At 73.7% G+C, this 24,117-nt stretch carries 22 protein-coding genes; 13 read left to right on the top strand and 9 right to left on the bottom strand.

Features of this window, described 5'->3' with window-relative positions; translation table 11 throughout:
* The first annotated feature begins 138 nt into the window (after nucleotides 1-138).
* A complete protein-coding gene (gene rpsA, locus PH191_RS13330; RefSeq protein WP_274195080.1) occupies nucleotides 139-1,671 on the top strand; it encodes a 30S ribosomal protein S1 in 1,533 nt (510 codons plus the stop codon).
* Between the two features lie 211 nt (nucleotides 1,672-1,882).
* Here the strand turns inward: rpsA and PH191_RS13325 are convergent, their stop codons facing one another.
* Complete coding sequence (locus PH191_RS13325; RefSeq protein WP_274195079.1) at nucleotides 1,883-2,095, bottom strand: hypothetical protein; 213 nt, start codon at nucleotides 2,093-2,095, stop codon at nucleotides 1,883-1,885.
* A gap of 136 nt (nucleotides 2,096-2,231) precedes the next feature.
* Here PH191_RS13325 and coaE point away from each other — a divergent pair, with 136 nt between their 5' ends.
* Nucleotides 2,232-3,269 carry a dephospho-CoA kinase gene (coaE, locus tag PH191_RS13320; RefSeq protein WP_274195078.1) on the top strand — a complete coding sequence of 346 codons (1,038 nt, stop codon included), beginning with the start codon at nucleotides 2,232-2,234 and terminating at the stop codon, nucleotides 3,267-3,269.
* Nucleotides 3,270-3,332: 63 nt separating this feature from the next.
* Here coaE and PH191_RS13315 read toward each other — a convergent pair whose 3' ends face one another.
* The 4 genes from PH191_RS13315 to PH191_RS13300 all read right to left on the bottom strand — a co-directional run bounded on the left by PH191_RS13315 (nucleotide 3,333) and on the right by PH191_RS13300 (nucleotide 5,455).
* Nucleotides 3,333-3,860 carry a hypothetical protein gene (locus PH191_RS13315; RefSeq protein WP_274195077.1) on the bottom strand — a complete coding sequence of 176 codons (528 nt, stop codon included), beginning with the start codon at nucleotides 3,858-3,860 and terminating at the stop codon, nucleotides 3,333-3,335.
* Nucleotides 3,861-3,947: 87 nt separating this feature from the next.
* A complete protein-coding gene (locus PH191_RS13310) occupies nucleotides 3,948-4,454 on the bottom strand; it encodes a ribonuclease FAU-1 family protein (RefSeq protein ID WP_274195076.1) in 507 nt (168 codons plus the stop codon).
* Nucleotides 4,455-4,556: 102 nt separating this feature from the next.
* Entirely contained in the window at nucleotides 4,557-4,982 is a 426-nt protein-coding gene (locus PH191_RS13305; RefSeq protein ID WP_274195075.1) for a VOC family protein, read from the bottom strand.
* Nucleotides 4,983-5,020: 38 nt separating this feature from the next.
* Nucleotides 5,021-5,455 carry a DUF6069 family protein gene (locus tag PH191_RS13300; RefSeq protein WP_274195074.1) on the bottom strand — a complete coding sequence of 145 codons (435 nt, stop codon included), beginning with the start codon at nucleotides 5,453-5,455 and terminating at the stop codon, nucleotides 5,021-5,023.
* 84 nt (nucleotides 5,456-5,539) lie between these two features.
* On the opposite strand from PH191_RS13300, the gene PH191_RS13295 reads away from it, so the two are divergent.
* From PH191_RS13295 to PH191_RS13270, 6 genes are all read left to right on the top strand, one after another.
* Complete coding sequence (locus PH191_RS13295) at nucleotides 5,540-6,283, top strand: TetR/AcrR family transcriptional regulator (RefSeq protein WP_274195073.1); 744 nt, start codon at nucleotides 5,540-5,542, stop codon at nucleotides 6,281-6,283.
* The gene (locus PH191_RS13290) at nucleotides 6,280-6,681 is read left to right on the top strand and encodes a nuclear transport factor 2 family protein (protein WP_274195072.1); all 402 of its coding nucleotides are present in this window, start codon (nucleotides 6,280-6,282) and stop codon (nucleotides 6,679-6,681) included. Before PH191_RS13295 ends, PH191_RS13290 begins: the two co-directional genes overlap by 4 nt.
* Before the next feature lie 68 nt (nucleotides 6,682-6,749).
* Nucleotides 6,750-8,957, top strand: a complete 2,208-nt coding sequence (gene uvrB, locus PH191_RS13285) for an excinuclease ABC subunit UvrB (protein ID WP_274195071.1) — start codon at nucleotides 6,750-6,752, stop codon at nucleotides 8,955-8,957.
* 80 nt (nucleotides 8,958-9,037) lie between these two features.
* Nucleotides 9,038-9,868 carry a LuxR C-terminal-related transcriptional regulator gene (locus PH191_RS13280; RefSeq protein ID WP_274195070.1) on the top strand — a complete coding sequence of 277 codons (831 nt, stop codon included), beginning with the start codon at nucleotides 9,038-9,040 and terminating at the stop codon, nucleotides 9,866-9,868.
* An 88-nt stretch (nucleotides 9,869-9,956) separates the two neighbouring features.
* On the top strand, nucleotides 9,957-11,504 hold the full coding sequence (locus PH191_RS13275) for a class I adenylate-forming enzyme family protein (protein ID WP_274195069.1): 1,548 nt from the start codon (nucleotides 9,957-9,959) through the stop codon (nucleotides 11,502-11,504).
* 22 nt (nucleotides 11,505-11,526) lie between these two features.
* Nucleotides 11,527-12,777 (top strand): acyl-CoA dehydrogenase family protein, encoded by a 1,251-nt coding sequence (locus tag PH191_RS13270; protein WP_274195068.1) that lies wholly within the window; start codon nucleotides 11,527-11,529, stop codon nucleotides 12,775-12,777.
* On the opposite strand, the gene PH191_RS13265 is transcribed toward PH191_RS13270, so the two are convergent.
* On the bottom strand, nucleotides 12,778-13,425 hold the full coding sequence (locus PH191_RS13265) for a UdgX family uracil-DNA binding protein (RefSeq protein WP_274195067.1): 648 nt from the start codon (nucleotides 13,423-13,425) through the stop codon (nucleotides 12,778-12,780).
* A 28-nt stretch (nucleotides 13,426-13,453) separates the two neighbouring features.
* A complete protein-coding gene (locus PH191_RS13260; RefSeq protein WP_274195066.1) occupies nucleotides 13,454-13,891 on the bottom strand; it encodes a VOC family protein in 438 nt (145 codons plus the stop codon).
* 144 nt (nucleotides 13,892-14,035) lie between these two features.
* On the opposite strand from PH191_RS13260, the gene PH191_RS13255 reads away from it, so the two are divergent.
* The 5 genes from PH191_RS13255 (at nucleotide 14,036) to PH191_RS13235 (ending at nucleotide 19,628) form a co-directional block, all read left to right on the top strand.
* The gene (locus PH191_RS13255) at nucleotides 14,036-15,298 is read left to right on the top strand and encodes a GAF domain-containing protein (RefSeq protein ID WP_274195065.1); all 1,263 of its coding nucleotides are present in this window, start codon (nucleotides 14,036-14,038) and stop codon (nucleotides 15,296-15,298) included.
* 48 nt (nucleotides 15,299-15,346) lie between these two features.
* Complete coding sequence (locus PH191_RS13250; RefSeq protein WP_274195064.1) at nucleotides 15,347-16,402, top strand: 2,3-butanediol dehydrogenase; 1,056 nt, start codon at nucleotides 15,347-15,349, stop codon at nucleotides 16,400-16,402.
* Nucleotides 16,399-17,181, top strand: a complete 783-nt coding sequence (locus PH191_RS13245; protein ID WP_274195063.1) for an acetoin reductase — start codon at nucleotides 16,399-16,401, stop codon at nucleotides 17,179-17,181. The genes PH191_RS13250 and PH191_RS13245 overlap by 4 nt, the downstream gene beginning before the upstream one ends.
* Before the next feature lie 201 nt (nucleotides 17,182-17,382).
* Entirely contained in the window at nucleotides 17,383-17,679 is a 297-nt protein-coding gene (locus PH191_RS13240; RefSeq protein ID WP_274195062.1) for a hypothetical protein, read from the top strand.
* Between the two features lie 26 nt (nucleotides 17,680-17,705).
* Nucleotides 17,706-19,628: an ATP-dependent Clp protease ATP-binding subunit gene (locus PH191_RS13235; protein WP_274195061.1), complete on the top strand. Its 1,923-nt coding sequence runs from the start codon at nucleotides 17,706-17,708 to the stop codon at nucleotides 19,626-19,628.
* Between the two features lie 578 nt (nucleotides 19,629-20,206).
* Here the strand turns inward: PH191_RS13235 and PH191_RS13230 are convergent.
* Both PH191_RS13230 and PH191_RS13225 read right to left on the bottom strand, forming a co-directional pair.
* Complete coding sequence (locus PH191_RS13230) at nucleotides 20,207-21,043, bottom strand: ABC transporter permease (protein WP_274195060.1); 837 nt, start codon at nucleotides 21,041-21,043, stop codon at nucleotides 20,207-20,209.
* Complete coding sequence (locus PH191_RS13225) at nucleotides 21,040-23,952, bottom strand: alpha/beta fold hydrolase (protein WP_274195059.1); 2,913 nt, start codon at nucleotides 23,950-23,952, stop codon at nucleotides 21,040-21,042. Before PH191_RS13225 ends, PH191_RS13230 begins: the two co-directional genes overlap by 4 nt.
* Nucleotides 23,953-24,117 lie beyond the last annotated feature (165 nt).

Below are 24,117 nucleotides of genomic sequence, written 5' to 3'. Positions count from 1 at the left end.
CTCTGTGGCAGCGGTGGGCGGCGGTCCTCGTCTCCGGTCCTGCTCGAGGTTTCACCGGTGCACGCGTCGCAGAGACGACCCACTCCCGTGGAGCCCTTGCCCACTCGATCTGACCATGTTCCCGGAGCCGTCCACCGTATGTCCATCGACACCCACACCGCCCCGCAGTCGACCAGCCCCCAGGTTGCGATCAACGACATCGGGTCGGAAGAGGACTTCCTCGCCGCCATCGACGAGACGATCAAGTACTTCAACGATGGCGACATCGTCGAAGGAACCATCGTCAAGGTCGACCGGGACGAGGTCCTGCTCGACATCGGCTACAAGACCGAGGGGGTCATCCCCTCGCGCGAGCTGTCCATCAAGCACGATGTCGACCCCAACGAGGTCGTCGCCGTCGGCGACGAGGTCGAAGCCCTCGTCCTCCAGAAGGAGGACAAGGAGGGTCGGCTGATCCTGTCCAAGAAGCGCGCGCAGTACGAGCGCGCCTGGGGCACGATCGAGCAGCTCAAGGACAACGACGAGCCGGTCAAGGGCACCGTCATCGAGGTCGTCAAGGGTGGACTCATCCTCGACATCGGCCTCCGCGGCTTCCTCCCCGCCTCGCTGGTCGAGATGCGCCGCGTCCGCGATCTCCAGCCCTACGTGGGCAAGGAGATCGAGGCCAAGATCATCGAGCTGGACAAGAACCGCAACAACGTCGTCCTCTCCCGCCGTGCGTGGCTGGAGCAGACCCAGTCGGCGGTGCGCAGCGAGTTCCTCAACCAGCTCGCCAAGGGCCAGATCCGGTCCGGCCAGGTCTCGTCGATCGTCAACTTCGGTGCGTTCGTCGACCTCGGCGGCGTCGACGGTCTGGTCCACGTCTCCGAGCTCTCCTGGAAGCACATCGACCACCCCTCCGAGGTCGTCGAGGTGGGCCAGGAGGTCAAGGTCGAGGTCCTCGACGTCGACCTGGACCGCGAGCGGGTCTCGCTGTCGCTCAAGGCGACGCAGGAGGACCCCTGGCGCCAGTTCGCCCGGACCCACCAGATCGGCCAGATCGTGCCCGGCAAGGTCACGAAGCTCGTGCCGTTCGGTGCGTTCGTCCGCGTCGACGAGGGCATCGAGGGCCTGGTCCACATCTCCGAGCTGGCCGAGCGCCACGTCGAGGTGCCGGAGCAGGTCGTCCAGGTCGGCAACGACGTCATGGTCAAGGTCATCGACATCGACCTCGACCGTCGCCGCATCTCCCTCTCGCTGAAGCAGGCGAACGAGGGCATGACCACGGAGACCGAGTTCGACCCGGCGCTCTACGGCATGGCGGCCGAGTACGACGACGCCGGCAACTACATCTACCCCGAGGGCTTCGACCCCGACTCGGGCGACTGGCGCGAGGGTTACGACACCCAGCGCGAGGAGTGGGAGCGCCAGTACGCCGCGGCGTACGCCCGCTACGAGCAGCACATCGCGCAGCTCCAGCGCACGCAGGAGCAGGAGGCCGAGGCCGCCGAGGCGGCGCCGGCCAACTACTCCTCGGGCGGTCCGTCGTCCGAGGGCGGGGACGACGAGGCCCCCGCCGCCCGCGACGACGAGTCGGACCCGGGCCAGGGCCCGCCGTCCCAGAGCGGTGGTGGCGCGCTCGCCAGCGACGCCCAGCTCGCGGCGCTCCGCGAGAAGCTCTCCGGCGGCTGATCGCCCCGGAACTGCTCGACCTCGGGCCCTCACCCCTCGCGGGGTGGGGGTCCGTCGTCGTTCCCGGGGTGCTCTTGGGTAGCAGCGAACGAGTGGTTCGCTGCTTCTAGGCGTGCGAAGTCCCCGTTCGCGGCGCGAGATGCGGACGGGCGTGGGGGAGCGAGGGACGCCTCGGCTGCGTGGGACGCAGCGAGGGACGCCCTCGCTGCCGTCAGGCGACGGCGGCGCGGGGCGCCGGGCGCGAGGCGGAGCGCTCGACGGTCGGGCGCAGGTGCCGGGAGCCGGCGAGCAGGCGCTCGACCAGGCCGCGACGGGCGATCTCGGGCACCGCGAGGGCGGCCGCGATCTGGGGGATGGCCCGGCAGGAGACCAGTCCGGGGTCGCCGAGGCGATGACGGCCCGCAGTGCGGCGCGAACGGAACACGGCGGCGACTCCTCGAAGCGTGTGGTGCTGGTGAGGCGCCACCATAGCGATGTGACGGCTGTGACACGAGTGACGCATCGGTCGGTGTCGACCCCGGGTCGAGTGATGCCCACCCCCGCTCGGGCAGACTGCGGGGGTGCTGAGGCTGGGACTCACCGGTGGGATCGGGGCGGGGAAGTCGACGGTCGCGGCGACGCTGACCGAACTGGGCGCGGTGGTGATCGACGCCGACGCGATCGCCCGTGAGGTGGTCGAACCCGGCACCGACGGGCTCGCCGAGGTCGTCGCCGCGTTCGGGGAGGACGTGCTCGACGCGGACGGGGCCCTCGACCGGCCGGCGCTCGGGCAGATCGTCTTCGCGGACGACGCCAAGAGGCAGAAGCTCAACGGGATCCTGCACCCGCTGATCGGCGGGCGGACCGCCGAGCTGGTCTCCGAGGCCGATGAGAACGCGGTCCTCGTGCACGACGTCCCCCTGCTGGTCGAGAACGGCATGGGCGCGGCGTTCGCGCTGGTGCTCGTCGTCGACGCCCCGGTGGACGTCCGCGTCACCCGTCTCGTGGAGACGCGCGGCATGACCGTCGAGGACGCCAGGGCCCGGATGGCCGCCCAGGCCGACGACGACGCCCGTCGGGCCGCCGCCGACGTGTGGCTGGAGAACGCGGGGGCCGCGGGCGCGCTGCGCGAGCAGGTCGAGCGCTTGTGGCACTCCCGGCTCGTCCCGTTCGCCGGGAACGTCGAGCGCCGCCGCGCCGTCGAGGTGCCGACCGACGTCGTGACGCCCGCCGAGGACCGCGCCGCCGTCGGCCGGCGGCTGGCCGCCCGCGTCGCCGTCGCCGGGGGCGAGACCGTGCGCCGCGTGGAGCACGTCGGCCCGGGCGCCGTGCCCGGCCTGCCGGCGCCGGCCGTCGTCGACCTCCTCGTCGAGGCCGACCGTCCCGGGATCGAGCTCGCCGAGGCGCTCGAGGTGTCGGGGTTCCCCGTCGTCGACGCGGGTCGGCACGGCTCGGCCGACCCCGGCTGCCCGGCGCGCATCCTCGTGCTCGACGCGAAGGACCGGCGTCAGGTCAAGCAGGCGCGCGGGATCGTCAAGGCGCGCGACGCCGCCCGCAAGGACCCGCGGCGCGTGCGCGCCGACCCCGACGCCGTGCGGACCGAGGTCGCGCTGCCCTGAGCCGGGCTCAGCGGGCCCGGGACGACCACGACGAGAGGTCTCCGTGCCCGGAGGCTCTCGCGATCAGTAGCGGGTGAGCGACCCGATCCCCAGCGATCCCGTCCACGCGTCGAGGTCGTGACGGGCCTCGCCGAGCTCGCCGAGCACCCGGTGCACCGTGCTCATCGCCTCGTCGGCGTCGGTGGCCGAGAGGACCCCGCCCGCGACGGCGGCGGCGAAGTCGGCGTGGTGAGCCACCCGCGCCGGGCGCCCGTCCAGGATCTCCAGGCCGAGCAGGAGATCGGTGCAGCGCCACCGCGCGTCGTCGACGTCGATGCGGACGGCGCCGATCTCGGTGGTCACGTCGGCCGCGGCGGTGTCGCGGGGGCGGCGTCGCCGCAGGCGCAGGCCGTGATCGGGCACGTACCAGCAGGTCTCGGCCAGCACGAAGGGGTCCTCGGCGCTGAGGACCGTGGTGCGCAGGCCACCTTCGGTGACCTGCCATCGGTCGAGGGCCTGTTCGAGGACCTCTTCCGGGGCGAGGGGGAGGGTGCGGGTCGCGCTACGGATGTCGACGACCTCGACCAGCTGGCGGGAGACGACGGGGCTCACGGAGCAGGACCCTAGGACACCCGATGGAGGGTCACCGAGGCGGGCCCTACCCGAATGGCAGAGGTGTCATTCACGACGTGACGCGGATCACTCCCACGTCAGGGCAACCTCGTGACCTGCGAGCCAACGGTCCAGGTCGTGGCCGTGACCCGCCAGGCCGGCGAGCGTGCGGTGGCTCGTCCCCAGCGCGCGCTCGGCCCGCGGCGCGTCGAGGACACCCGCCGCGACGGCCTCGACGAACTCGTCGAGGTCGAGCACCTCGGTGCGCTCCCCGGTGTGCACGACGAGGTCGATGTAGTGGTCCTCGGTCCACCAGGTCGTCCCGTCGCGGGTGATGTCGACGATGTCGAGGTAGTGGTCCTGCTGGCGCTCCTGGCCGGGCCGCCAGCTGAAGTCGGTGACCCGGACGCCGAGTGCCGGCAGCAGCCACGACCGCAGGTGGGTCAGCGTCGGGTGATCGACCATCGGACGGCTGACGTAGAGCCCGAACGGCTCCTCGCGGTAGACCTCCACGGCGCGCACGTAGCCCTTGGGGTCGGTGTTCGTGCCGGCGGCGACGTCGAACGTCTCGATCTTCGGAGGGTGCAGGCCCACGAGCGGCGACCCTAGGTCACGAGGGCGGTGCCCGACGACGTCCCGGCACCGGCCCACACGGGGTGGGCGGGTGCCGGGACGGGGCGCGTCGGGAGGTGTGTGTCAGGAGGTGTGTGTCGGGGCCGTCTCGCCGGAGGCGACGGCCGGGTCCATCCACACGGCCTCCCAGACGTGGCCGTCCGGGTCGGTGAACGAGCACCCGTACATGAAGCCGTGGTCCTGGTTCGGCTTCCACTCCCCGCCGCCGTGGGCCAGCGCCGCGGCCCGGAGCCGGTCGACCTCCTCGCGGCTGTCGGCGGAGAGGGCCACCAGCACCTCGGTGGTCTTCTGCGCGTCGGCGATCTCGCCCTCGACGAAGTCGCCGAAGCGCTCCGGGGTCATGAGCATCGCGAAGATGTTCTGCTCGATGACGAGACAGGTGGTCCTGGAGTCGCTGAACTGCTCGTTGAAGCCGAAGCCGAGCGCGGTGAAGAACGCGCGGCTGGTGGCGACGTCGGCGACGGGCAGGTTGACGAAGATCGAGCGCACGGTGGTCCTCCAGCGTTGTCGAGTGATGCGGGGTCGGGTCAGGAGCGGGCGCGCACGAAGGCGGGCACGAGGACGGCGCCCACGGCGAGGTGGACCGCGACGAGGGCGAGGCGCGTGGCCGCGGTCGCCTCGACCAGCACGACCGGGATCATCGAGGCGGCCACGACGACGACGGCGAGCACGGTCCAGATCGTGGTGCCGTGGCGGGTGAGGCGCTCGAGCAGGGCGAGCACGCCCCAGCCGACCAGCCCGAGCACCACCGTGACCTGGGTGGTCACCAGCATGTCGATGCGCACGGAGCCCTGGCTGTCGGTGATCCAGTAGTCGGCGCCCGCGAGGTGGCCCAGCAGCCACACCGCGAGCGTCACCACGAGGGCGAGGACGATCCCGAGCGCCCGCCGGCGGCGCCGGACGGCGGCACGGCCACGGGAGGCCGTGGTGTCGGTGGTCGGGGCCGGGGTGGTGAGCGTCATGGCGACCTCCTCTGAAGAAACTGTGTCCTGCGGACACTGTGTACGCTAGACACAGTAAGAGCGCCGAGGCAAGGGACGGATCGGATGAGCAGCACGACCGGGACGGACGACCCGGCGTCGGCGCAGGGGTCGGGCGGCCCTCTCCTCTGGCGGACCCCGGACGAGCCGACGCGGGGCCCGCGCCGCGGGCTGACGCTCGACGAGATCGCGCGCGCCGCCGTCGAGGTGGCGGACCGCGACGGGCTGGCCGGGCTCTCGATGCAGCGGGTGGCCGCCGAGGTGGGGCTGACCAAGATGGCGCTCTACCGCTACGTCGCCAACAAGGACGAGCTCGAGGCGATCATGATCGACGCCGCCGTCGAGGAGCCGCCGGGTCCGGAGGCGCTGGTCGGGACGTGGCGCGAGCAGGCCGAGGAGTTCGCCCGCCTGGTGTCGGACGTCTGGACCAGGCACCCGTGGCTGCCGTGGGTCACCGTGGGCGAGCGGGTGATGGGGCCCCGCGAGGTCGGCTGGGTCGAGGCCGCCGTGCGCGTCGTCGAGCCGCTCGGGCTGGCGCCCGACGAGCGGATGGACGCGGTGTCGATGCTGTTCGGGCACCTGCGCACCACCCTCGCGACCGCCTCGGCCGGCACCCGGCCGTGGACCGCCGACCCCGCGGGCGGGAGCACGATGCGCGACCTCGTCGCCGCCCACGCCGATCGCTATCCCGCCCTCACCGCGGTGATGACCGACCCCGGCCGTCCCGTCGGGTCGCGCTGGGACTTCGGCCTGCGGTGCCTGCTCGACGGGTTCGCGGCGGCCGCCCGGCGTCGTGCGGAGTCCCGGTGACGACGCCGGAGGTCCTGCACCGCTACCTGGCCGCGCTGGACGCCGGCTCGGTCGACGCGGTCCTCGCGTGCTTCGCCCCGGGCGGCGAGGTGGCGTCCCCGCTTTACGGGACGCTGCCGGCCGAGCGCTTCTACCCCGGGCTGTTCGCGGACTCGTCGGCGTCGAGCACCGAGCTGCGGCGCGTCTACGTCGATCCCCGGGACGACCGGGAGGTCGCGCTGGCCTTCCACTACGCCTGGGTGCTCGGCGACGGCACGCCCGCCCCGTTCGACGTCGTCGACCTCGTGACGCTCACCGACGAGCGTGACCTCATCGCGCGGCTCACCATCTGCTACGACACCGCGCCGCTGCGGAGATCGTGGCAGCGGGTGGCGAGCGGCGGCGACGGCCCCGGCTGACCCCTGGCTGACCCCCTGGCCGACGTGGTCGCGCCCCGCTGTCGGGGGGCGCGGTTAACCTCGATGCCATGGCGTTCGCGACAGAGGTTCCCGGCTCGGCCCGTGAGGGGGAGAACCCCGAGGGGCTGCCCGACGAGGCGCTCGCGCACTCCGAGCACCGCCCGGTGGGCGAGATCGAGCGCACCGGTGTGCCGTTCGAGGTCGTCAGCCCGTACTCCCCGGCGGGCGACCAGCCGGCGGCCATCGAGGACCTCGAGAAGCGGGTGAAGGGCGGGGAGCACGACATCGTGCTGCTCGGCGCCACGGGCACCGGCAAGTCGGCCACCGCGGCCTGGCTCATCGAGCGGGTGCAGCGCCCGACGCTCGTGATGGCGCCCAACAAGACGCTGGCCGCCCAGCTGGCCAACGAGCTGCGCGAGCTGCTGCCCAACAACGCGGTCGAGTACTTCGTCTCGTACTACGACTACTACCAGCCCGAGGCGTACATCGCGCAGACCGACACCTACATCGAGAAGGACTCCTCGATCAACGAGGACGTCGAGCGGCTGCGCCACTCGGCCACGTCCAACCTCCTGAGCCGCCGCGACGTCGTCGTGGTCGCCTCGGTGTCGTGCATCTACGGCCTCGGCACGCCGCAGTCCTACCTCGATCGCTCGGTGCAGCTGGCCGTCGGCGAGGAGCTCGACCGCGACACCCTGCTGCGCGCGCTGGTCGACGTGCAGTACCAGCGCAACGACATGGCCTTCGCCCGCGGCACGTTCCGGGTCCGCGGCGACACCGTGGAGATCATCCCGGCGTACGAGGAGCTCGCGGTCCGCATCGAGTTCTTCGGCGACGAGATCGAGGCGCTCTACTACCTCAACCCGCTCACCGGCGACGTGGTCCGGCAGGTCGACGACGTCCGCATCTTCCCGGCGACGCACTACGTCGCGGGGCCCGAGCGCATGGAGAAGGCGATCAAGGCCATCGAGGCCGAGCTGGAGGAGCGCCTCGCCGAGCTCGAGCGCCAGGGCAAGATGCTCGAGGCGCAGCGGCTGCGCATGCGCACCAGCTACGACGTCGAGATGATGCGCCAGGTCGGCTTCTGCTCCGGCATCGAGAACTACTCGCGCCACATCGACGGCCGCGGTCCCGGCACCGCGCCGGCCACGCTGATCGACTACTTCCCGCAGGACTTCCTGCTGGTCATCGACGAGTCGCACGTGACCGTGCCGCAGATCGGTGGCATGTACGAGGGCGACATGTCCCGCAAGCGCAACCTCGTCGAGTACGGCTTCCGTCTCCCGTCGGCCACCGACAACCGTCCGCTGACCTGGGAGGAGTTCGCCGACCGCATCGGGCAGACGGTGTACCTGTCGGCGACGCCGGGCGACTACGAGATGCGGATGGCCGGCGGCGAGTTCGTCGAGCAGGTCATCCGCCCCACCGGTCTGATCGACCCCGAGGTGGTGGTCAAGCCGACCAAGGGCCAGATCGACGACCTCGTCGGCGAGATCCGCACGCGCGTCGAGAAGGACGAGCGCGTCCTGGTCACCACGCTGACCAAGAAGATGGCCGAGGACCTCACCGACTACCTGCTCGAGCTCGGCATCAAGGTCCGCTACCTGCACTCCGAGGTCGACACCCTGCGGCGCGTCGAGCTGCTGCGCCAGCTGCGCTCGGGGGAGTACGACGTCCTGGTCGGCATCAACCTGCTGCGCGAGGGGCTCGACCTCCCCGAGGTGTCGCTGGTGGCCATCCTCGACGCCGACAAGGAGGGCTTCCTGCGCAGTGAGCGCTCGCTGATCCAGACGATCGGCCGCGCGGCCCGCAACGTGTCGGGCCAGGTGCACATGTACGCGGACAAGATCACCGACTCGATGAAGTACGCGATCGACGAGACCAACCGGCGTCGCGAGAAGCAGGTCGCCTACAACACCGAGCGCGGTGTCGATCCGCAGCCGCTGCGCAAGAACATCGCCGACATCCTCGACCGCGTCTACCGCGAGGCCGAGGACACCGAGGAGTCGGTCGAGGTCGGCGGGTCGGCCCGCAACAGCTCGCGCGGCCGGCGCGCGGCGGGCGAGGCCGGCGGCCGCGGCAGCTCGGGCATCGTCGAGCACCGCAGCACCGAGGGCATGGCGCGCGCGGAGCTGGCCGACCTCATCCAGCAGCTCACCGACCAGATGATGGCGGCGGCGCGCGACCTGCAGTTCGAGCTGGCCGGACGTCTGCGCGACGAGATCGCCGACCTCAAGAAGGAGATGCGGGGGATGGACGCGGCCGGGGTCAGCTGAGCGCCGGCGCTCGATCCGTGACCCGGACCACATCGATGACCTAGCATCGATCTGCCCGGTCCGGGCTCGGGGAGGTGGGTGTGGCTGCTGTCCCCGCCGTGCCCGGTCCCGCGGCGAGCCCGTCCCTCGCGAGCGCCGTGCGGGCGCTCGCGGAGGTCGAGGCCCTCGACATGGCGTTCGCCGCGTCACTCGACGCCCGCGACGGCACCTTCCGCCTCGGGCACATGAGCGGTGCGCGGGCCGGGAGCATGGACGGCCTGGTCACCGCGGTCGGTCAGGGGCTCGGCGGCAAGGTCCTGGCGGTCGAGCGGCCGCTCGCCGTCGCCGACTACGCCCGCGCCCCGGGCATCACCCACCAGTTCGACCAGGCCGTGTCGGCCGAGGGCCTGCGCGCGGTGTTCGCGCTGCCCGTCCGGGTCGACGGCACGCTCCACGGCGCCGTGTACGGCGCGATGCGGCGCCCGGTGGAGTTCGGCGAGCGGTTCCTCGCCCGCATGGCGGCGACGGTCCGGGCCGCCGTCCGCCCGGCTCCGTCGAGGACCCACCCCGCCCCGGGTCCCGACGGGTGCGACGTCCTGCTCTCGCGCGAGGAGGCCCGCGAGCTGCACGCGGTGCTCCGTGCGGCGCGGGCGGGCACCACCGACCCGGCCGCCCGGTCCCGGCTCGACGCCCTCGCGGCGCGGCTGCACCAGCCCGGGGCGGCGTCCCCGCCGGCGGTGCACCTCTCGGCCCGGGAGCTCGACGTCCTCGCCCTCGTGGCGGTGGGCCACGCGAACGGCGAGGTCGCGGCGCGCCTCGGGCTCACCGTCGAGACGGTCAAGTCCTACCTCAAGTCCGCGATGGCCAAGCTGGGCAGCCGGACGCGGGGCGAGGCCGTCCACCGCGCCCGCGCGGGCGGCCTGCTGCCCTGAGGCGTCCCCTCGTTCGTGGGTAGTGGGGGCGCGACGCCCCTCATAGCGTCCGCCGCGTCGGACCCGGTCGGACGACGAGGAGCGGCCCGTGGACGTGCCCAGCCTGATGCGCCAGGCCATGACGCTGCACCGTGACCGCACGGCCCTCGTCACCGACAGCCGGAGCCTCACCTTCGGCGAGGCCTGGGACCGGGGGGTGCGCACCGCCAACGGTCTGCGGGCGCTCGGGGTCCGGCCCGGCGACCGCGTCGCGAGCGTGGAGGACAACGACCTGGGTGCGGCGGACCTGTTCCTCGGCGCCGCGATCGCCGGTGCGGTCCGCGTCCCGCTCTACGCGCGCAACGCCCGCCGGGCGCACCAGCAGATGGTCGAGCAGACGCAGACACGGGTGCTGATCGTCGACGCGACGCACGCCGACGAGGTCAAGGGTCTCGAGGACCCCGCCGACGACGCGGCCGGCCTGGAGCACGTGGTCGTGCGCGACGAGGGCTACGAGGGGTGGCTGGCGGCGCAGTCCGCCGTCGACCCGGAGATCCGGGTCGAGGCCGACGACTGGTACGTCATCCGGCACTCCGCGGGCACGACCGGCCGGCCCAAGGGCGTCGGCTACACCCAGCACGACTGGCTCGTGAACTGCCGCAACTGGTACTACCGCCTGCCGAACCTGCAGAACCACAGCGTCGTCGGCCACGCCGGCCCGATCTCGCACGCGTCCGGCTACCTGTTCCTGCCGGCGTGGCTGCACGGCAGCGCCAACCTGCTCTTCGGGGCGTTCGAGCCCGCCAAGGTGCTGGCGATGATGGAGCGCCACCGCGTCACGCACATGTTCGCGCCGCCCTCGATGGTGCAGATGCTCACCGCCGACCCGTCGCGGTCCGGACGGGACCTCGGGGCGCTGGAGTGCCTGCTGGTCGGCGGGGCGCCGATCACGGACGCCACCGCGCTGGCCGGACGGGCGGCCTTCGGCGACGTCCTGCACCAGGTGTTCGGCCAGACCGAGGCCGTCCCGCTGACCGTGATGACCCCGCAGGAGTGGTTCTCCGACATCCCCGGGTCCTCCCCGCTGCGTGCCGCGGGCAAGGTGCTGCCGTTCGCGCGGATCGAGGTCCGCGACGAGGAGGGCACCGTGCTGCCCCTCGGCGCGGAGGGCGAGCTCTGGGCGCAGGTCGAGGGCCAGATGCGCGGCTTCTGGGACGACGACGAGCTCACCGCCACCCGCCTCGTCGACGGATGGGTCCGCACCCGCGACATCGGCCGGATCGACGAGAACGGCTACGTCTACGTGCTCGACCGCGCGGACGACATGATCGTCTCCGGCGGCTTCAACATCTGGCCCGCCGAGCTCGAGTCCGCGATCGCCGACCACCCCCAGATCGTCGAGGTGGCCGTGTTCGCGATCCCGCACGAGCGCTGGGGCGAGACCCCGATGGCCGTGTGCCGGGTGGCGCCCGACGCGACCGTCACCGCCGCGGAGATCACCGAGCTGGTGCGCGGGGCCCTGGGGTCCTACAAGAAGCCCGGTGCCGTCGAGTTCACCCACGACCCCCTGCCCAAGAACGTCGTCGGCAAGCTGCTGCGCAAGGCCCTGCGCGAACCGCACTGGGCGGGGCAGGCCAGTCGGGTGGCCGGCGCCTGACCTCCACGACCAGGAGCCCGCGATGACACAGACGTCCGACCGTCCCAGCGGCATCGACCCCGAGCTCGAGCCCGACACGCTCGACGACCAGGACTACGGGGTGCCCTGGGCGCTCGAGGACCACCACCGGGACTGGCAGACGACGTTGCGGGGGTTCTGCGAGCGCGAGGTCGCCCCGGGCGCGGCCGAGCGCAGCATCGCGGGGGTCTTCGACGCCGACCTCGCCCGCGCAGCCGGCCGGCTCGGCGCCTACGGGCTGCTCGCCGACGAGCGGTACGGCGGCGGTGGCGCCGACCTGCGCACGCTCTGCCTCACCGCCGAGGAGCTCGCCCGGGTCGACTCCTCCCTGGCCGTGACCGTCCACGTCCAGGCCATCAGCGTCGCCCTGCTCGCCCACCTCGCCGACGGCCGCGAGGACCTGCTGGGTGAGGTGCTGCCCGGGGCGTGCACGGGGGAGACCTTCGTGTCCTTCGGCCTCACCGAGCCCACGGGTGGCTCCGACGCCGGCAACATCGCCACCTCGGCGCGCCGCGACGGCGGCGACTGGGTGATCTCCGGGTCGAAGCAGTTCATCACGAACTCGGGCACCCCGTTCTCCCGCTACGTGATCCTCTTCGCCGCCACGGGCGACGCCGCGCCGGGTGCGAACGGCCGGTCCCGCCGTCCGGTCTCAGCGTTCCTCGTGCCGCTCGACGCGCCGGGCGTCACCGTCGGCGCGCCCTACGCGAAGCTCGGGTGGCGGTCGTCCGACACCCACCCGCTGTTCTTCGACGAGGTCCGGGTCCCGGGCTCCGCCCTGCTCGGCGAAGAGGGGCGGGGGTACCGCGAGGCGCTCGGGTTCCTCACCTGGGCCCGGTTCCCGATCGCCGCGATGAGCACGGGCCTGGCCCTCGGGTGCCTGGACGACACCCGGCGCTTCGTCGCCGACCGCACCTCGTTCGGCACGCCACTCGGGGGCCACCAGGGGGTGGCCTTCCAGGTGGCCGACATCGCCGCGCTGGCCGCCACCGCCCGGGTGATGACCTACGACGGCGCGTGGAAGTACGACCACGGCCTGCCGATCGCGAAGGAGGCGGCCACCGCGAAGCTCGTGGCCTCGGAGGCGGCGAACAAGGCGGCGTACCTGGCGACCGAGGTCGCGGGCGGCTACGGCTTCATGGCCGACACCGCCGTCACCCGGCACTACCAGGATGCCCGCATCCTCACGATCGGCGAGGGCACGTCGGAGGTGCAGCGGATGCTCATCGCCCGGGGTCTGGGGCTGCCGGTGTAGTCAGGCGTGCAGCAGCTCGCCCGCCCGGCGCAGGTCGGCGACGAAGCCCTCCATCATCTCGTCGCGGTCCTGCCCGCGGCTCGGGTCGGCGCGCAGGATCGCCGACGGGTGGATCGTCGGCACGAGCGTCAGGTCGTTCCAGGGACGCGGCTCGCCGCGCTCGGCGGTGATCCGGAACTTGGGCCCGAGCAGGGCCTTCCCCGCCGTGGCGCCGAGGGTCAGCAGCACCTGGGGCTTCACCAGCGCGAGCTCGGCGTCGAGCCACGGCCGGCAGGCCTTGATGTGCCCGGCCTTCGGCGTCTCGTGGATCCGCCGCTTGCCCTGGTAGCGGAAGTTGAAGTGCTTGACGGCGTTGGTGACGTACGCGTCGTCGCGGGCGATCCCCGCGCCGTCGAGGGCCTCGTCGAGCAGGCGCCCGGCCGGGCCCACGAACGGCGCGCCCTGCCGGTCCTCCTGGTCGCCGGGCTGCTCGCCGACCATCACCAGGCGCGCCTGCGGCGGGCCGGAGCCGAACACCGTCCCGGTGGTGTCGTGGTACAGCTCGCAGCGGGTGCACCCGGCGGCCTGCGCGCGCAACGTGTCGAGGTCGGGCGCCGGCGGGGCGTCGGCCGTCCCGTCGTCGGCGAAGAGGTCCAGCGGTTCGGTCACGCGGAGGGGTGCCCGGCCGCGAGAGCCCTCAGTCCAGGCAGAACTCGTTGCCCTCGGGGTCGGCCAGGATGATGTGCCCGGCCTGCAGCGGGGGCGAGGGCTCGTGCCGCTCGAGGCGGGTGGCGCCGAGGCCGACGAGCCGCGCGGCCTCCGCCTCGAGCGCCGCCATGCGCTCCTCGCCCGCGAGCCCGGGCGCCGCGCGGACGTCGAGGTGCACGCGGTTCTTGACCTGCTTGCCCTCGGGCACCTTCTGGAAGAACACCCGCGGGCCCGAGCCGTCGGGGTCGTTGACCGCCGAGGCGTCGTTGCGGTGCTCGGGCGGGACGCCGAACGCCTCGAGGGCGTCGTCCCAGGTGGCGAAGCCCTCGGGCGGGTCCTGGACGCGGTAGCCCAGCACCTCGGCCCAGAACGTCGCCAGTTCTCCCGGGTCGGCGCAGTCGACGGTGATCTGGATGTCGCGACTCATGCCCGCAGGCTCGCACCGATGGCGGACAGGTGCGGTCCGCCTCGCCGCGAGGTTCCGCGGGTAGGGAAGGGCGGTTGGTCTATGGCGCGGCTCACGAGCGCTGCCTAGGCTGCGGCGAGGTCCGTCGACGTCGAGGGGGTTCTCGTGCCTCACGGGGACGACGGGGTCTGCGCGGTCACGCGCAGCACCGACCTCCGTCAGCACGCCCGCCTGCTCCACCAGGCCCATGACGCGCGCCTGCAGGGCACCCGTCCGACGACGGCGCTGCGCCGGGTGGTGAGCCGCTCCTGGGACCGGGTCCTGTCCTACGGCGTCGCCCCCGACGGGCGGTCCCTCGAGGACCCCGCCGCGCCGGACGTCGTCGAGCGCCGGCGGGCGGAGTCGCCCATCGCGAGCGTGCTGCCCCAGCTGCGGGCGAGCCTCACGGCGGTCGCCGAGGACGCCGAGCACATCATGGTCGTCACCGCCGCCGACGGCTTCGTGCTCTGGCGCGAGGGAGCCGTGCGGGTCGGGCGGCTCGCCGACTCCCTCGGCTTCATGCCGGGTGCGGACTGGACCGAGGCCTCCGTCGGCACCAACGCCATCGGCACCGCGCTGGCCGAGCACGCGTCCGTGCAGCTGTTCTCCGCCGAGCACTTCGTGCGCGCCCAGCACCCGTGGACCTGCACCGCCAGCCCCATCCACGACCCGCGCACCGGGGAGATGCTCGGCGTCGTCGACCTCTCCGGGCCCGCGCCGACCGTGCACCCGACGACGGTCGCCCTCGTGCACACCGCGGTCCGCCTCGCCGAGACCGGCCTGTGGGGCGCGCACGAGACGCGCCTCGAGGGCCTGCGCGCCATCGCCGCCCCGATGCTCGCGCGCGCCACCGGGCCCGCGCTCGTCGTCGACGACCACGGCTGGGTCGCCGCGGCCACCGGACTCGCCCCGCGCGAGCGCGTCGGCGTGCCCCGGGCGGGCGAGGCGATGCTCGTCCACGGTCTGGGCGCCTGCCTGCCCGACCGCGTGCCCGGCGGCTGGCTGCTGCGCCCGTCCGACGCCGCCGGCCCGGGCCGGACGCGCCTGCGCCTCGACCTCGACGCGGAGCCCGCGGGCGCGGTGGTCGAGGGCAACGAGGTGTGGCGGCACGCCCTGAGCCGCCGCCACCTGCAGATCCTCGCGCTCCTCATGCGCGCCGGGAGCCACGGCATGGACGCCGCGGCGATCAGTCGCGTCCTCTACGACGACGGCGCCCACCTCGTCACCGTCCGCGCCGAGCTCTCGCGGCTGCGGCGCGTGCTCGGCGGCCTCATCGCCGCGCGCCCGTACCGGATCGCGCCCGGCGTCGAGGTGCTCGCGCCGACGCCGCTGGACGAGACGCGCCTCTTCGGCGCCGGCAACGCAACACCGCTGCAACCCTGGCCGTGATCGGGGTCACTCCCGTGGGATGGGGCCACGCCCACCCCAGGAGGACCCATGAAGGCCGCTCGCTTCCACGGTCGCGGTGACGTCCGCGTGGAGGACGTCCCGGAACCCCGACCCGGGCCCGGGCAGGTGCAGATCGCCGTCGAGTGGTGCGGCATCTGCGGCACCGACCTGCACGAGTACCTCGACGGGCCGATCTTCGCGCCGACGCCGCAGGCCCCGCACCCGCTGACGGGGGGCGCGGTGCCGATCACGCTCGGCCACGAGTTCTCGGGGATCGTCTCCGGAGTCGGCGAGGGCGTCACGGGCGTGTCCGTGGGCGACCGGGTCGTCGCCGAGCCCTACGACGTGTGCGGGACCTGCGTCGCGTGCCGGGCCGGGCGCTACAACATCTGCCGCTCCCTGGGGTTCGTCGGCCTCGACGGCGACCAGGGCGGGTTCGCCGAGAAGATGGTGATCGACCAGCGCTGGGTGCACCCGATCGCCGGCCTCACCGCCGAGCAGGGCGCGCTGGTGGAGCCCCTGGCCGTCGGCTACCACGCCACCAAGCTCTCCGGGATCGAGAAGGGGCAGACCGCCGCGGTCTTCGGCTCCGGTCCGATCGGGCTGGTCACCGCGGCCGCGCTGAAGGCCCTGGGCGCCGGCCAGGTCGTCGTGGTCGAGCCCGCCGACGCCCGCAAGGCCAAGGCGCCGGGCGCGGGTGCCGACCACGTCCTCGACCCCACCGAGGTCGACGTGCCCGAGGCGATCCGCGAGCTCACCGACGGCGCGGGCGCGGACGTGACGTTCGAGTGCGCAGGCCTCGATCCCGTCCTCGCCCAGGCCGTCGCGTCCACCCGCCCCGGCGGGACCTGCATCAACGTCTCGATCTGGGGCCACCCGGCGACCTTCGACGTCAACTCGCTGGTGTTCTCCGAGATCCGGCTCATCGGGTCGCTGGCCTACGCCGGCCGGCACCCCGAGGTCATCGACCTCATCCGTGACGGCGTCGTCGACGTCGACCAGTTCATCACCGGCCGCATCGCCCTCGCCGACATCGTCGACCAGGGATTCCGCGAGCTCATCGACCACAAGGAGACCAACGTGAAGATTCTGGTGCACCCGTGACCGCCGCTACGACACGCGTCGCCGTCGTCACCGGCGCCGGACGGGGGATCGGCGCGGCCATCGCCCGCCGGCTCGCCTCGGACGGGCTGGCCGTGATGGTGTCCGACATCGACGCGGCGACCGCGGCCGAGGTCGCCCAGGAGATCACCGACAAGGGCGGGCAGGCGGCGTCGACCGTCACCGACGTCGCCGACCGCGAGGCGTGCCAGGCGCTCGTGGCCGCGACCCGCGAGCGGTTCGGGTCGATCGACGTCATGGTCGCCAACGCGGGGGTCGCGCAGGTCAAGAAGCTGCTCGAGGTCTCGCCGGAGGACCTGCAGCGGATGCTGTCGATCAACGTCGGCGGGGTGCTGTGGTGCCTGCAGGCCGCCGCCGAGGCGATGATCGAGCAGGGCCACGGCGGGAAGATCATCAACGCGGCGTCGATCGCCGGGCACCAGGGCTTCGACCACCTCGGGCACTACTCGGCGTCGAAGTTCGCGGTGCGGGCGCTGACCCAGGCATCGGCCAAGGAGCTGGCACCGCACCAGATCACCGTCAACGCCTACTGCCCGGGCATCGTCGGCACCACGATGTGGGACGAGATCGACGAGGGCCTCGGCGGCTACCTCGGCACCGGCAAGGGCGAGGCGCTGGCGCAGTACTCGCAGCTCATCGCGCTGGGCCGGGTGCAGACGCCCGAGGACGTCGCGTCGTTCGTCTCCTACCTCGCCAGCCGCGACGCGGACTACATGACCGGGCAGGCGGTGATGATCGACGGCGGGATCGTCATGGTCTGATCCCGACGGGCGGGCGGGTCGGTTCGACGCGGCGGGAGTGGCGGGGGTAACATCATCGTCATGCAGGCGAAGCGTCTTGAGGTAGTACTTCGGCGCGCCGGGTAGCCAGGGCCCCGGCGCGCACCACCGCTCACGACCGATGAGCGGTCCGCCGAGACCTGGCTCGGATCCACCTCTCCCACGGATCCCTGGAGTCACCTCGTGACCACGCTCGAGCAGCCCGCCACCCCGGCGTTCGCCCCCGCCCCCCGCCGCATGTCCCGGCTGCCGCGCCCTTTCACGATCCTCACCACGGGCGGCATGCCCGGGGTCATGGACCTGGCGTCGGCGCTCTGCTCGTTCGGCTACCGCGTCCCCGACTTCTCGGTCGACGTCCACGAGGGCGTCAGCTGCTCGTGCATCCAGTGCACCGTCGCGCTGACCAGCGCCGAGTGCGCCGAGTTCGCCGACCGCGTCCGCACCCTGCCGGGCGTCCTGTCGGTGGAGCCCGCCTGCTGATTCCCGCGTAGGCGCATGATGGAGCGGTGAGCGACGACGCCCGCCGCGGGCCCGACCGTCCCGGGGAGTGGTCCAACCCCCTCGAGGACCTGATCGGCAAGCTCGTCGAGGGCTTCGGTGATCTGGGTGCCCCCGACGGACGGGACGGACGGGACGATCCGCCGCCCGGGCGGCCGCGCGGGAACACCCGCACGCCGGTGCTCGACCGCTTCGGGCGCGACCTCACGGCCGAGGCCCGCGCCGGTCGGCTCGACCCGGTGGTCGGACGCGAGCGGGAGGTCGCCGCCGTTCTCGAGATCCTGGGACGCCGCACCAAGAACAACCCGGTGCTCGTCGGCGACCCGGGCGTCGGCAAGACCGCGATCGTCGAGGGCATCGCCGCGCGCATCGCCGCCGGCACCGTGCCCGGGCCGTCGGGGCGGCGCGTGGTGGCCATCGACCTCGCAGGCCTCGTCGCCGGCACCAAGTACCGCGGGGAGTTCGAGGAGCGGCTGCGGCGGCTCGTCGACGAGGTCACCGCCACCGACCGCGGCGTCGTGCTCTTCCTCGACGAGCTGCACACCGTCGTCGGGGCGGGCGCGGGCGTCGAGGGGACGATGGACGCCGCGGACATCCTGAAGCCGGCGCTGGCGCGGGGCGAGCTACAGGTCGTCGGTGCGACGACGCTCGAGGAGTACCGCCGCCACGTCGAGTCCGACCAGGCGCTGGAGCGGCGCTTCGCCCCGATCACCGTCGACGAGCCGACGATCGAGCAGACCGTGGCGATCCTCGACGGCCTCAAGGGCCGCTACGAGGACCACCACGGCGTGCGGCTGCCCGAGGACACCCGCCGGGCCGCCGTCGAGCTCACCGCCCGCCACGTGCGCGACCGCTTCCTGCCCGACAAGGCCATCGACGCCCTCGACACCGCCGCGGCGAGGGTGCGGCTGCGGCGGGCGGAGGACCCGGGCGCCTCGGGGACGGTGTCGGTCCCCGACATCGCCCAGGTCGTCGCCGACCGCACCGGCCTGCCCGTGGCCCACCTCACCGACTCCGAACGGACCCGCCTGCTCGGCCTCGCCGACCACCTGCGGCGGCGCGTCGTGGGCCAGGACCACGCGCTCGACGCCGTCACCGACGCCGTGCTCGCCGGACGCGCGGGGATGGGCGCGCCTGGGCGACCGGTGGCGTCGTTCCTGTTCGCGGGGCCCACCGGGGTCGGCAAGACCGAGCTCGCCCGCGCCCTGGCCGAGGCCCTGCACGGCTCCGACGAGCGCCTCGTGCGCCTCGACCTCGGCGAGTTCCGCGAGGCCCACACCGTCGCCCGCCTCACCGGCGCGCCGCCCGGCTACATCGGCCACGACCGGCCCGGCGAGCTCACCGAGGCGATCCGCCGCACGCCGTCGTGCGTGGTGCTCCTCGACGAGATCGAGAAGGCGCACCCGGACGTGCTGGCGCTGCTGCTCGGCGTGCTGGACGCGGGCCGGCTGACCGACGGGCGCGGGCGCACGGTCTCGTTCGCCGACGCCGTCGTCATCCTCACCAGCAACCTGGGCGCGAGCGCGCTGACCGAGGGTCGCGACCCCGACGACGCGCGGTCGGCGGTGCTCTCCGCCCTCGCCCGGGCGCTGCGTCCGGAGTTCCTCGGCCGCGTCGACGAGGTCGTGCTGTTCACCCCGCTCGACCCTGACGCCCGGCGCCGGGTGGTGGAGCTCCTGCTGGACGGCACGCGCGAGCGCCTGGCGGCCCAGGAGGTGTCGCTGGAGGTGACGCCCGCCGCCGTCGACGCCCTCGTCGTGCGCGGGCACGACCCGGCGCTGGGGGCCCGCCCGATGCGCCGCGTCGTCACCCGCGAGGTCGACCGCGCGCTGTCCAAGCGCATCGTCGCCGGTGCCCTGCGCCCGGGAGGCAAGGCGACCATCGACGCGCCCGACGCCGAGGGGCCGCTGACGATCGAGGTCACGGGCTGAGGGTCCGCGGGCTCTGACCGGGCTCTCCATCTCGATCTCTCGGGAGTGTGGTCGGTGTCCTCCGGCGCGACCGCACTGACGACACCGTCGAGAGATCGACTTGGAGAGGTCAACCGTAGGGGTCCTGCACTCCGTCGCCGGAGTGGACTCCGACGCATTCGTCGTCGTCCTCGACGCCCGGCACGTCACCGTGCGCACCCGGCTCGCGGTGGTCGAGATCCGGCAGCGCGCCGGGAGCGACGACGACCGGGTGATCGCGAGCGTGCTGGTCCTCGCCGTGGGCGGAGGGTCGGGCTCCTCGCGGCGCCGCTCTCGGCCGCGACGGCTGTGCTGCGGCTCCCCGACGCCGAGGCCGTGGAGGTGGCGCGGACCGTGCGACGGCTGGTGCGCGAGTGGACCCTGCACTCCTGACCCCGCGAGGGGCACGTTCCGCATGATCGACCGGCGTCGCGGCCTGCGGAACGTGCCCGTCGCGGCGCGCCGGAGCGCCTGGCGTTGCCCTCGGTGATCGACGCGGATTTCCTGGCACTGAATGCCAGCGTGGACGCAGGGCTTGCACACGGAGTGCGCCGGTCGGGCTAGCTCGTGATGTCCTTGCGGCGGAACCACCAGACGGCCGTGGCGCCGAATGCGATGCACCAGACCAGGGCGGACAGCACGCCGCGGGCGAGGTCGGTGCCGTCGACGTCGAGGGTGAGCAGGTCGGCGAAGGCGAACACGTCGTGGGTGGGCAGCGCGTTCCGGATCGAGCCCAGCGCGTCGACCGTGTCGAGGATCTGGGACAGGATGGAGATCAGGACCGCGCCGCCGACGGCGCCGAGCGGGGCGTCGGTGACCACCGAGAGCAGCGAGGCCACGCCGGCCACCCAGAGCAGATGGATCGCGAGGTAGGCGACGGCGAGGGCGATGCGGACGAGCGCCGTGCCGTAGGGCAGCGACTCGCCGGTGGGGGAGAGGTAGTCGCCCGCCCCGTACACCAGGGTGCCGAGCACCACGGCCACCAGCGGCAGCACGAGCAGCGTCGCCAGCGAGAGCAGAGCGGCCACGATCGCCTTCTGGCGCAGCAGGCGCACCCGGGGCACGGGGATCGCCAGCAGGTAGCGCAGCGACGACCACGACGCCTCGCTGGCGACCGTGTCGCCGAAGAACAGCGCCACGACCACCACGAACAGGAAGCTCGCCGAGGAGAACAGCGCGAAGACCGCGAAGTTCATACCCGACGCCTGCGCGAGGTCGGTGAGGCTGGTGGCCGCGGCGCCCTGATCGGGGGCGTCGCCGACGGAGAAGGCGATCCAGAGGATCACCGGCAGCAGCGCGAACAGCGCGAGCGTCACCTGCGTGCGGCGCCGCCGCCACTGCCGGGTCAGCTCGACACGCACGGGCAGCGTGCGGGACCCGTCCACGGTGGTGGTCACGAGCGCGGCACCTCCTCACCGATCAGCGCGAGGAACGCATCCTCGAGACGTCGCCGGGGACCGACGCCGCGCACGTCGAAGCCGGCCTCCACGAGCGTGCGGACGACGGCGGCGCGGTCGACGTCGCCGAGGTCGACGAGGACCACGTCGGCGTCGCCCGGGTCGGCCTCGACGTCGCGCACCCCGTTGCGCCCGCGCAGGACCGAGACGGCCTCGTCGCGCCGGTCCGGGGACACGGACACCGCGACCTGCCCGTTCGCGACGAGCTCGGTCACCTCGCCGGTGGCGACGACCCGGCCACGGTGCATGACGACCACGTGGTCGCAGGTCTGCTCGACCTCGGCCAGCAGATGGCTCGAGACCAGGACCGTGCGGCCCTCGGAGGCGCGCGCGTAGGACCGCAGCACCTCGCGCATCGCGTGGATCTGGGGCGGGTCGAGGCCGTTGGTGGGTTCGTCGAGCACGAGCAGGTCGGGCAGGCCGAGCATCGCCTGGGCGATCGCGAGGCGCTGGCGCATGCCCTGGCTGTAGGTGCGCACCGTGCGGTCGACGGCGGAGCCCAGGCCCGCGATCTCCAGGGCCTCCTCGAGGTGCGCCTCGTCGCGCGGGCGTCCGGTGGCCGCCCAGTAGAGCTCGAGGTTGTCCCGCCCGGTGAGGTGCGGCAGGAACCCGGCGCCCTCGACGAACGCGCCGACGCGCCCGAGCACCGGCGCCCCCGCGACGACGCGCCGACCGAAGACGCGCAGCTCGCCCGACGTCGGGGCGATGAGCCCGAGCAGCATGCGCAGCGTCGTCGTCTTGCCGGCGCCGTTGGGGCCGAGCAGGCCGAGGACCTGGCCGCGCTCGACGGTGAACGAGACGTCGTCGACGGCCACGAGCCCGCTGGGCCAGGACTTGGAGAGCCCGCGGACGACGAGCGGGGTGCCGGCGAGCTCCTCCTCGAGGGCGAGGGCGCCGCCGGGCTCGAGGTCACGCCGGCGTCGGCGGACCGCGAGGACCCGTGCGACGAGCCACGCGACGAGCACGCCGAGCAGCAGCACGCCCGCCGTGACGAGCGGGGCGATCGGCACCGAGGTCCCGCTGCGGACGTCGCCGGGCACCGACGGCACCGAGAGCGTGGCCGATCCTGCAGGGCCCGCCAGGCCGATCCGGTGCACGGCCGGGGCGGTCGCGGCGGCGTAGGCCTGGTCGGTGGTCGAGACGACGACCTCGAGGCGGTGGCCGGCGGCGAGCGTCGCCACCACCGCGGGGAGGCTGACCGACACCTCGGTCGGCGTCGGTCCCGTGGCGGGCAGGCGCATCGGCGAGACCGCGTTGCCCAGCAGCGTGCGGGTGCCCGGCGCGCCGTCCCCGGCCGCGACGTCGTAGACCTTCGCGAAGAGCACCGGCTCGCCGGCGACCGCCCCCGGCACCGACGACACCGTGAGGCGGACCTCCGGGGTGCCGGCGACGACGGTGCGGGCGGGCAGCGGATCGGTGGAGAACCGCGCGGACTGGCCCGGCAGGTCGTTGGCGAGCCGGCCCAGCAGCGCCGAGGCCCCGCCGCCCCCGCCGCCGGCACCGCCGCCGCCCCCACCACCGCCGGAGCTGCCGCCGCCGTCGTCCTCCTCGTCGTCCCCGGAGTCGTCCCCGGAGCCGCCGGGCGCGCCCCCGGCCAGGCCCGCGAGGCCCGGCACCGACGAGATCGCGGACGGGGCGCCACCGGCCGGTGCCACGACGTCCTGGGCCTCGCCCCGCAGCGGCAGCGGCGTGCGGACCGTGCCCGGCCCGCCGTCGAGGCCGGGGTAGACGCTCGCGGTGATCGTGCGCTGGGTGGGCGCCCGGCGGGCCTGCACGCCGGACGGGACGACGTAGGTGAACGCCGCGCCGGGGTCGGCGCCGGTCCCGGCCAGGTGGTGGTCGAACCAGGCCTGCATCCGGTCGGTGGTGCGCTGGTCGGGCTCCCCGCCGTCGTGGCCGCCGGCGAACCAGCTCACCGCGACGGTGCCGCCGCCGGCCGCGATCTGGCGCGCGGTGGCGTCGGCCTGGTCGAGGCCGAAGAGGGTGTCCTGCTCGCCCTGGACGAGCAGCGTCGGCGCGGTGATGCGGCCGGCCACGCTCGCGGGCGAGGCGCGGTCGAAGAACGACGCGAGCGCCGCGGGCTCGCGACCGGTGGTGATGGCGGCGACGTACCCGGCGCACACCTCGGGGACGAAGCGCCCGCAGACCTGCGGCGGGGCCTCCTCCTGCCCCGGCGCGGGACGCGAGCCGCTGCCGAAGAACAGCGCCGACCACGATCGCTTGAACACCCCGTCGGGGGCGGCGGCGCTGGCGGCGGGCGTGGTGGCGGGGTCGGGGCCGGCGCGGTTGGGGAAGAGCGACTGGCCGAGGTCGTTCCAGGTGATGATCGGGATCGTCGCGTCGACGCGCGGGTCCGCGCCCGCGAGCAGCAGCGACAGCGCCCCGCCGTACGACGCGCCCGTGACGCCCACCCGCGGGTCGCCGGGCGCGTCCTGGCGGACCTCGGGCCGGGCGGCGAGCCGGTCGACGAGCTGGCGGGCGTCGGCGACCTCGTACTCCGGGGAGTTCAGGGCGATCTGCCCGGTGCTCGCGCCGAACCCGCGCGCCGACCAGGCGAGGGCGACGTAGCCGCGCTCCGCCCACGCGCGGGCCTCGTCGGCGACCGAGTCCTTGCTGCCGCCGAAGCCGTGCGCGACCAGGACCGCAGGCGCCGGCCCGGAGGTCGCCGGCAGCCAGAGCGTGGCGTCGAGGCTCTGCGGCTGGTCGCGCGCCGGGCCGTCGAGGACGTCGATGCGCAGGTCCTCGCTGCGCACCGAGCCGCCGGGCGCGGGGGCGGCGGCCACCGTCGCGATCCCGACGAGCAGGACGGCGAACAGGACTCCGAGGGCCCGGAGCGGGCGGCTGATCACCTGCGCACGTTATCCCGGTTCGTCTGAACCGGTCGTGAGCGACCTATTCCCCACCAGCCGGTGCGCATCGCCACCGAGGGCCGCCTTCGCCCTGCGCTCACATCGATGACACACTCCGTCGCGGAGGGGAGTATCCCCACGCGTCGGCCTCGTCAGCACGGCATC

The organism is Actinomycetospora callitridis, assembly GCF_028737265.1.
Lineage (GTDB): Bacteria > Actinomycetota > Actinomycetes > Mycobacteriales > Pseudonocardiaceae > Actinomycetospora > Actinomycetospora callitridis.
The sequence above is the reverse complement of the archived record's forward strand: the minus strand, read 5'-3'. Positions and strand labels throughout refer to the sequence as shown.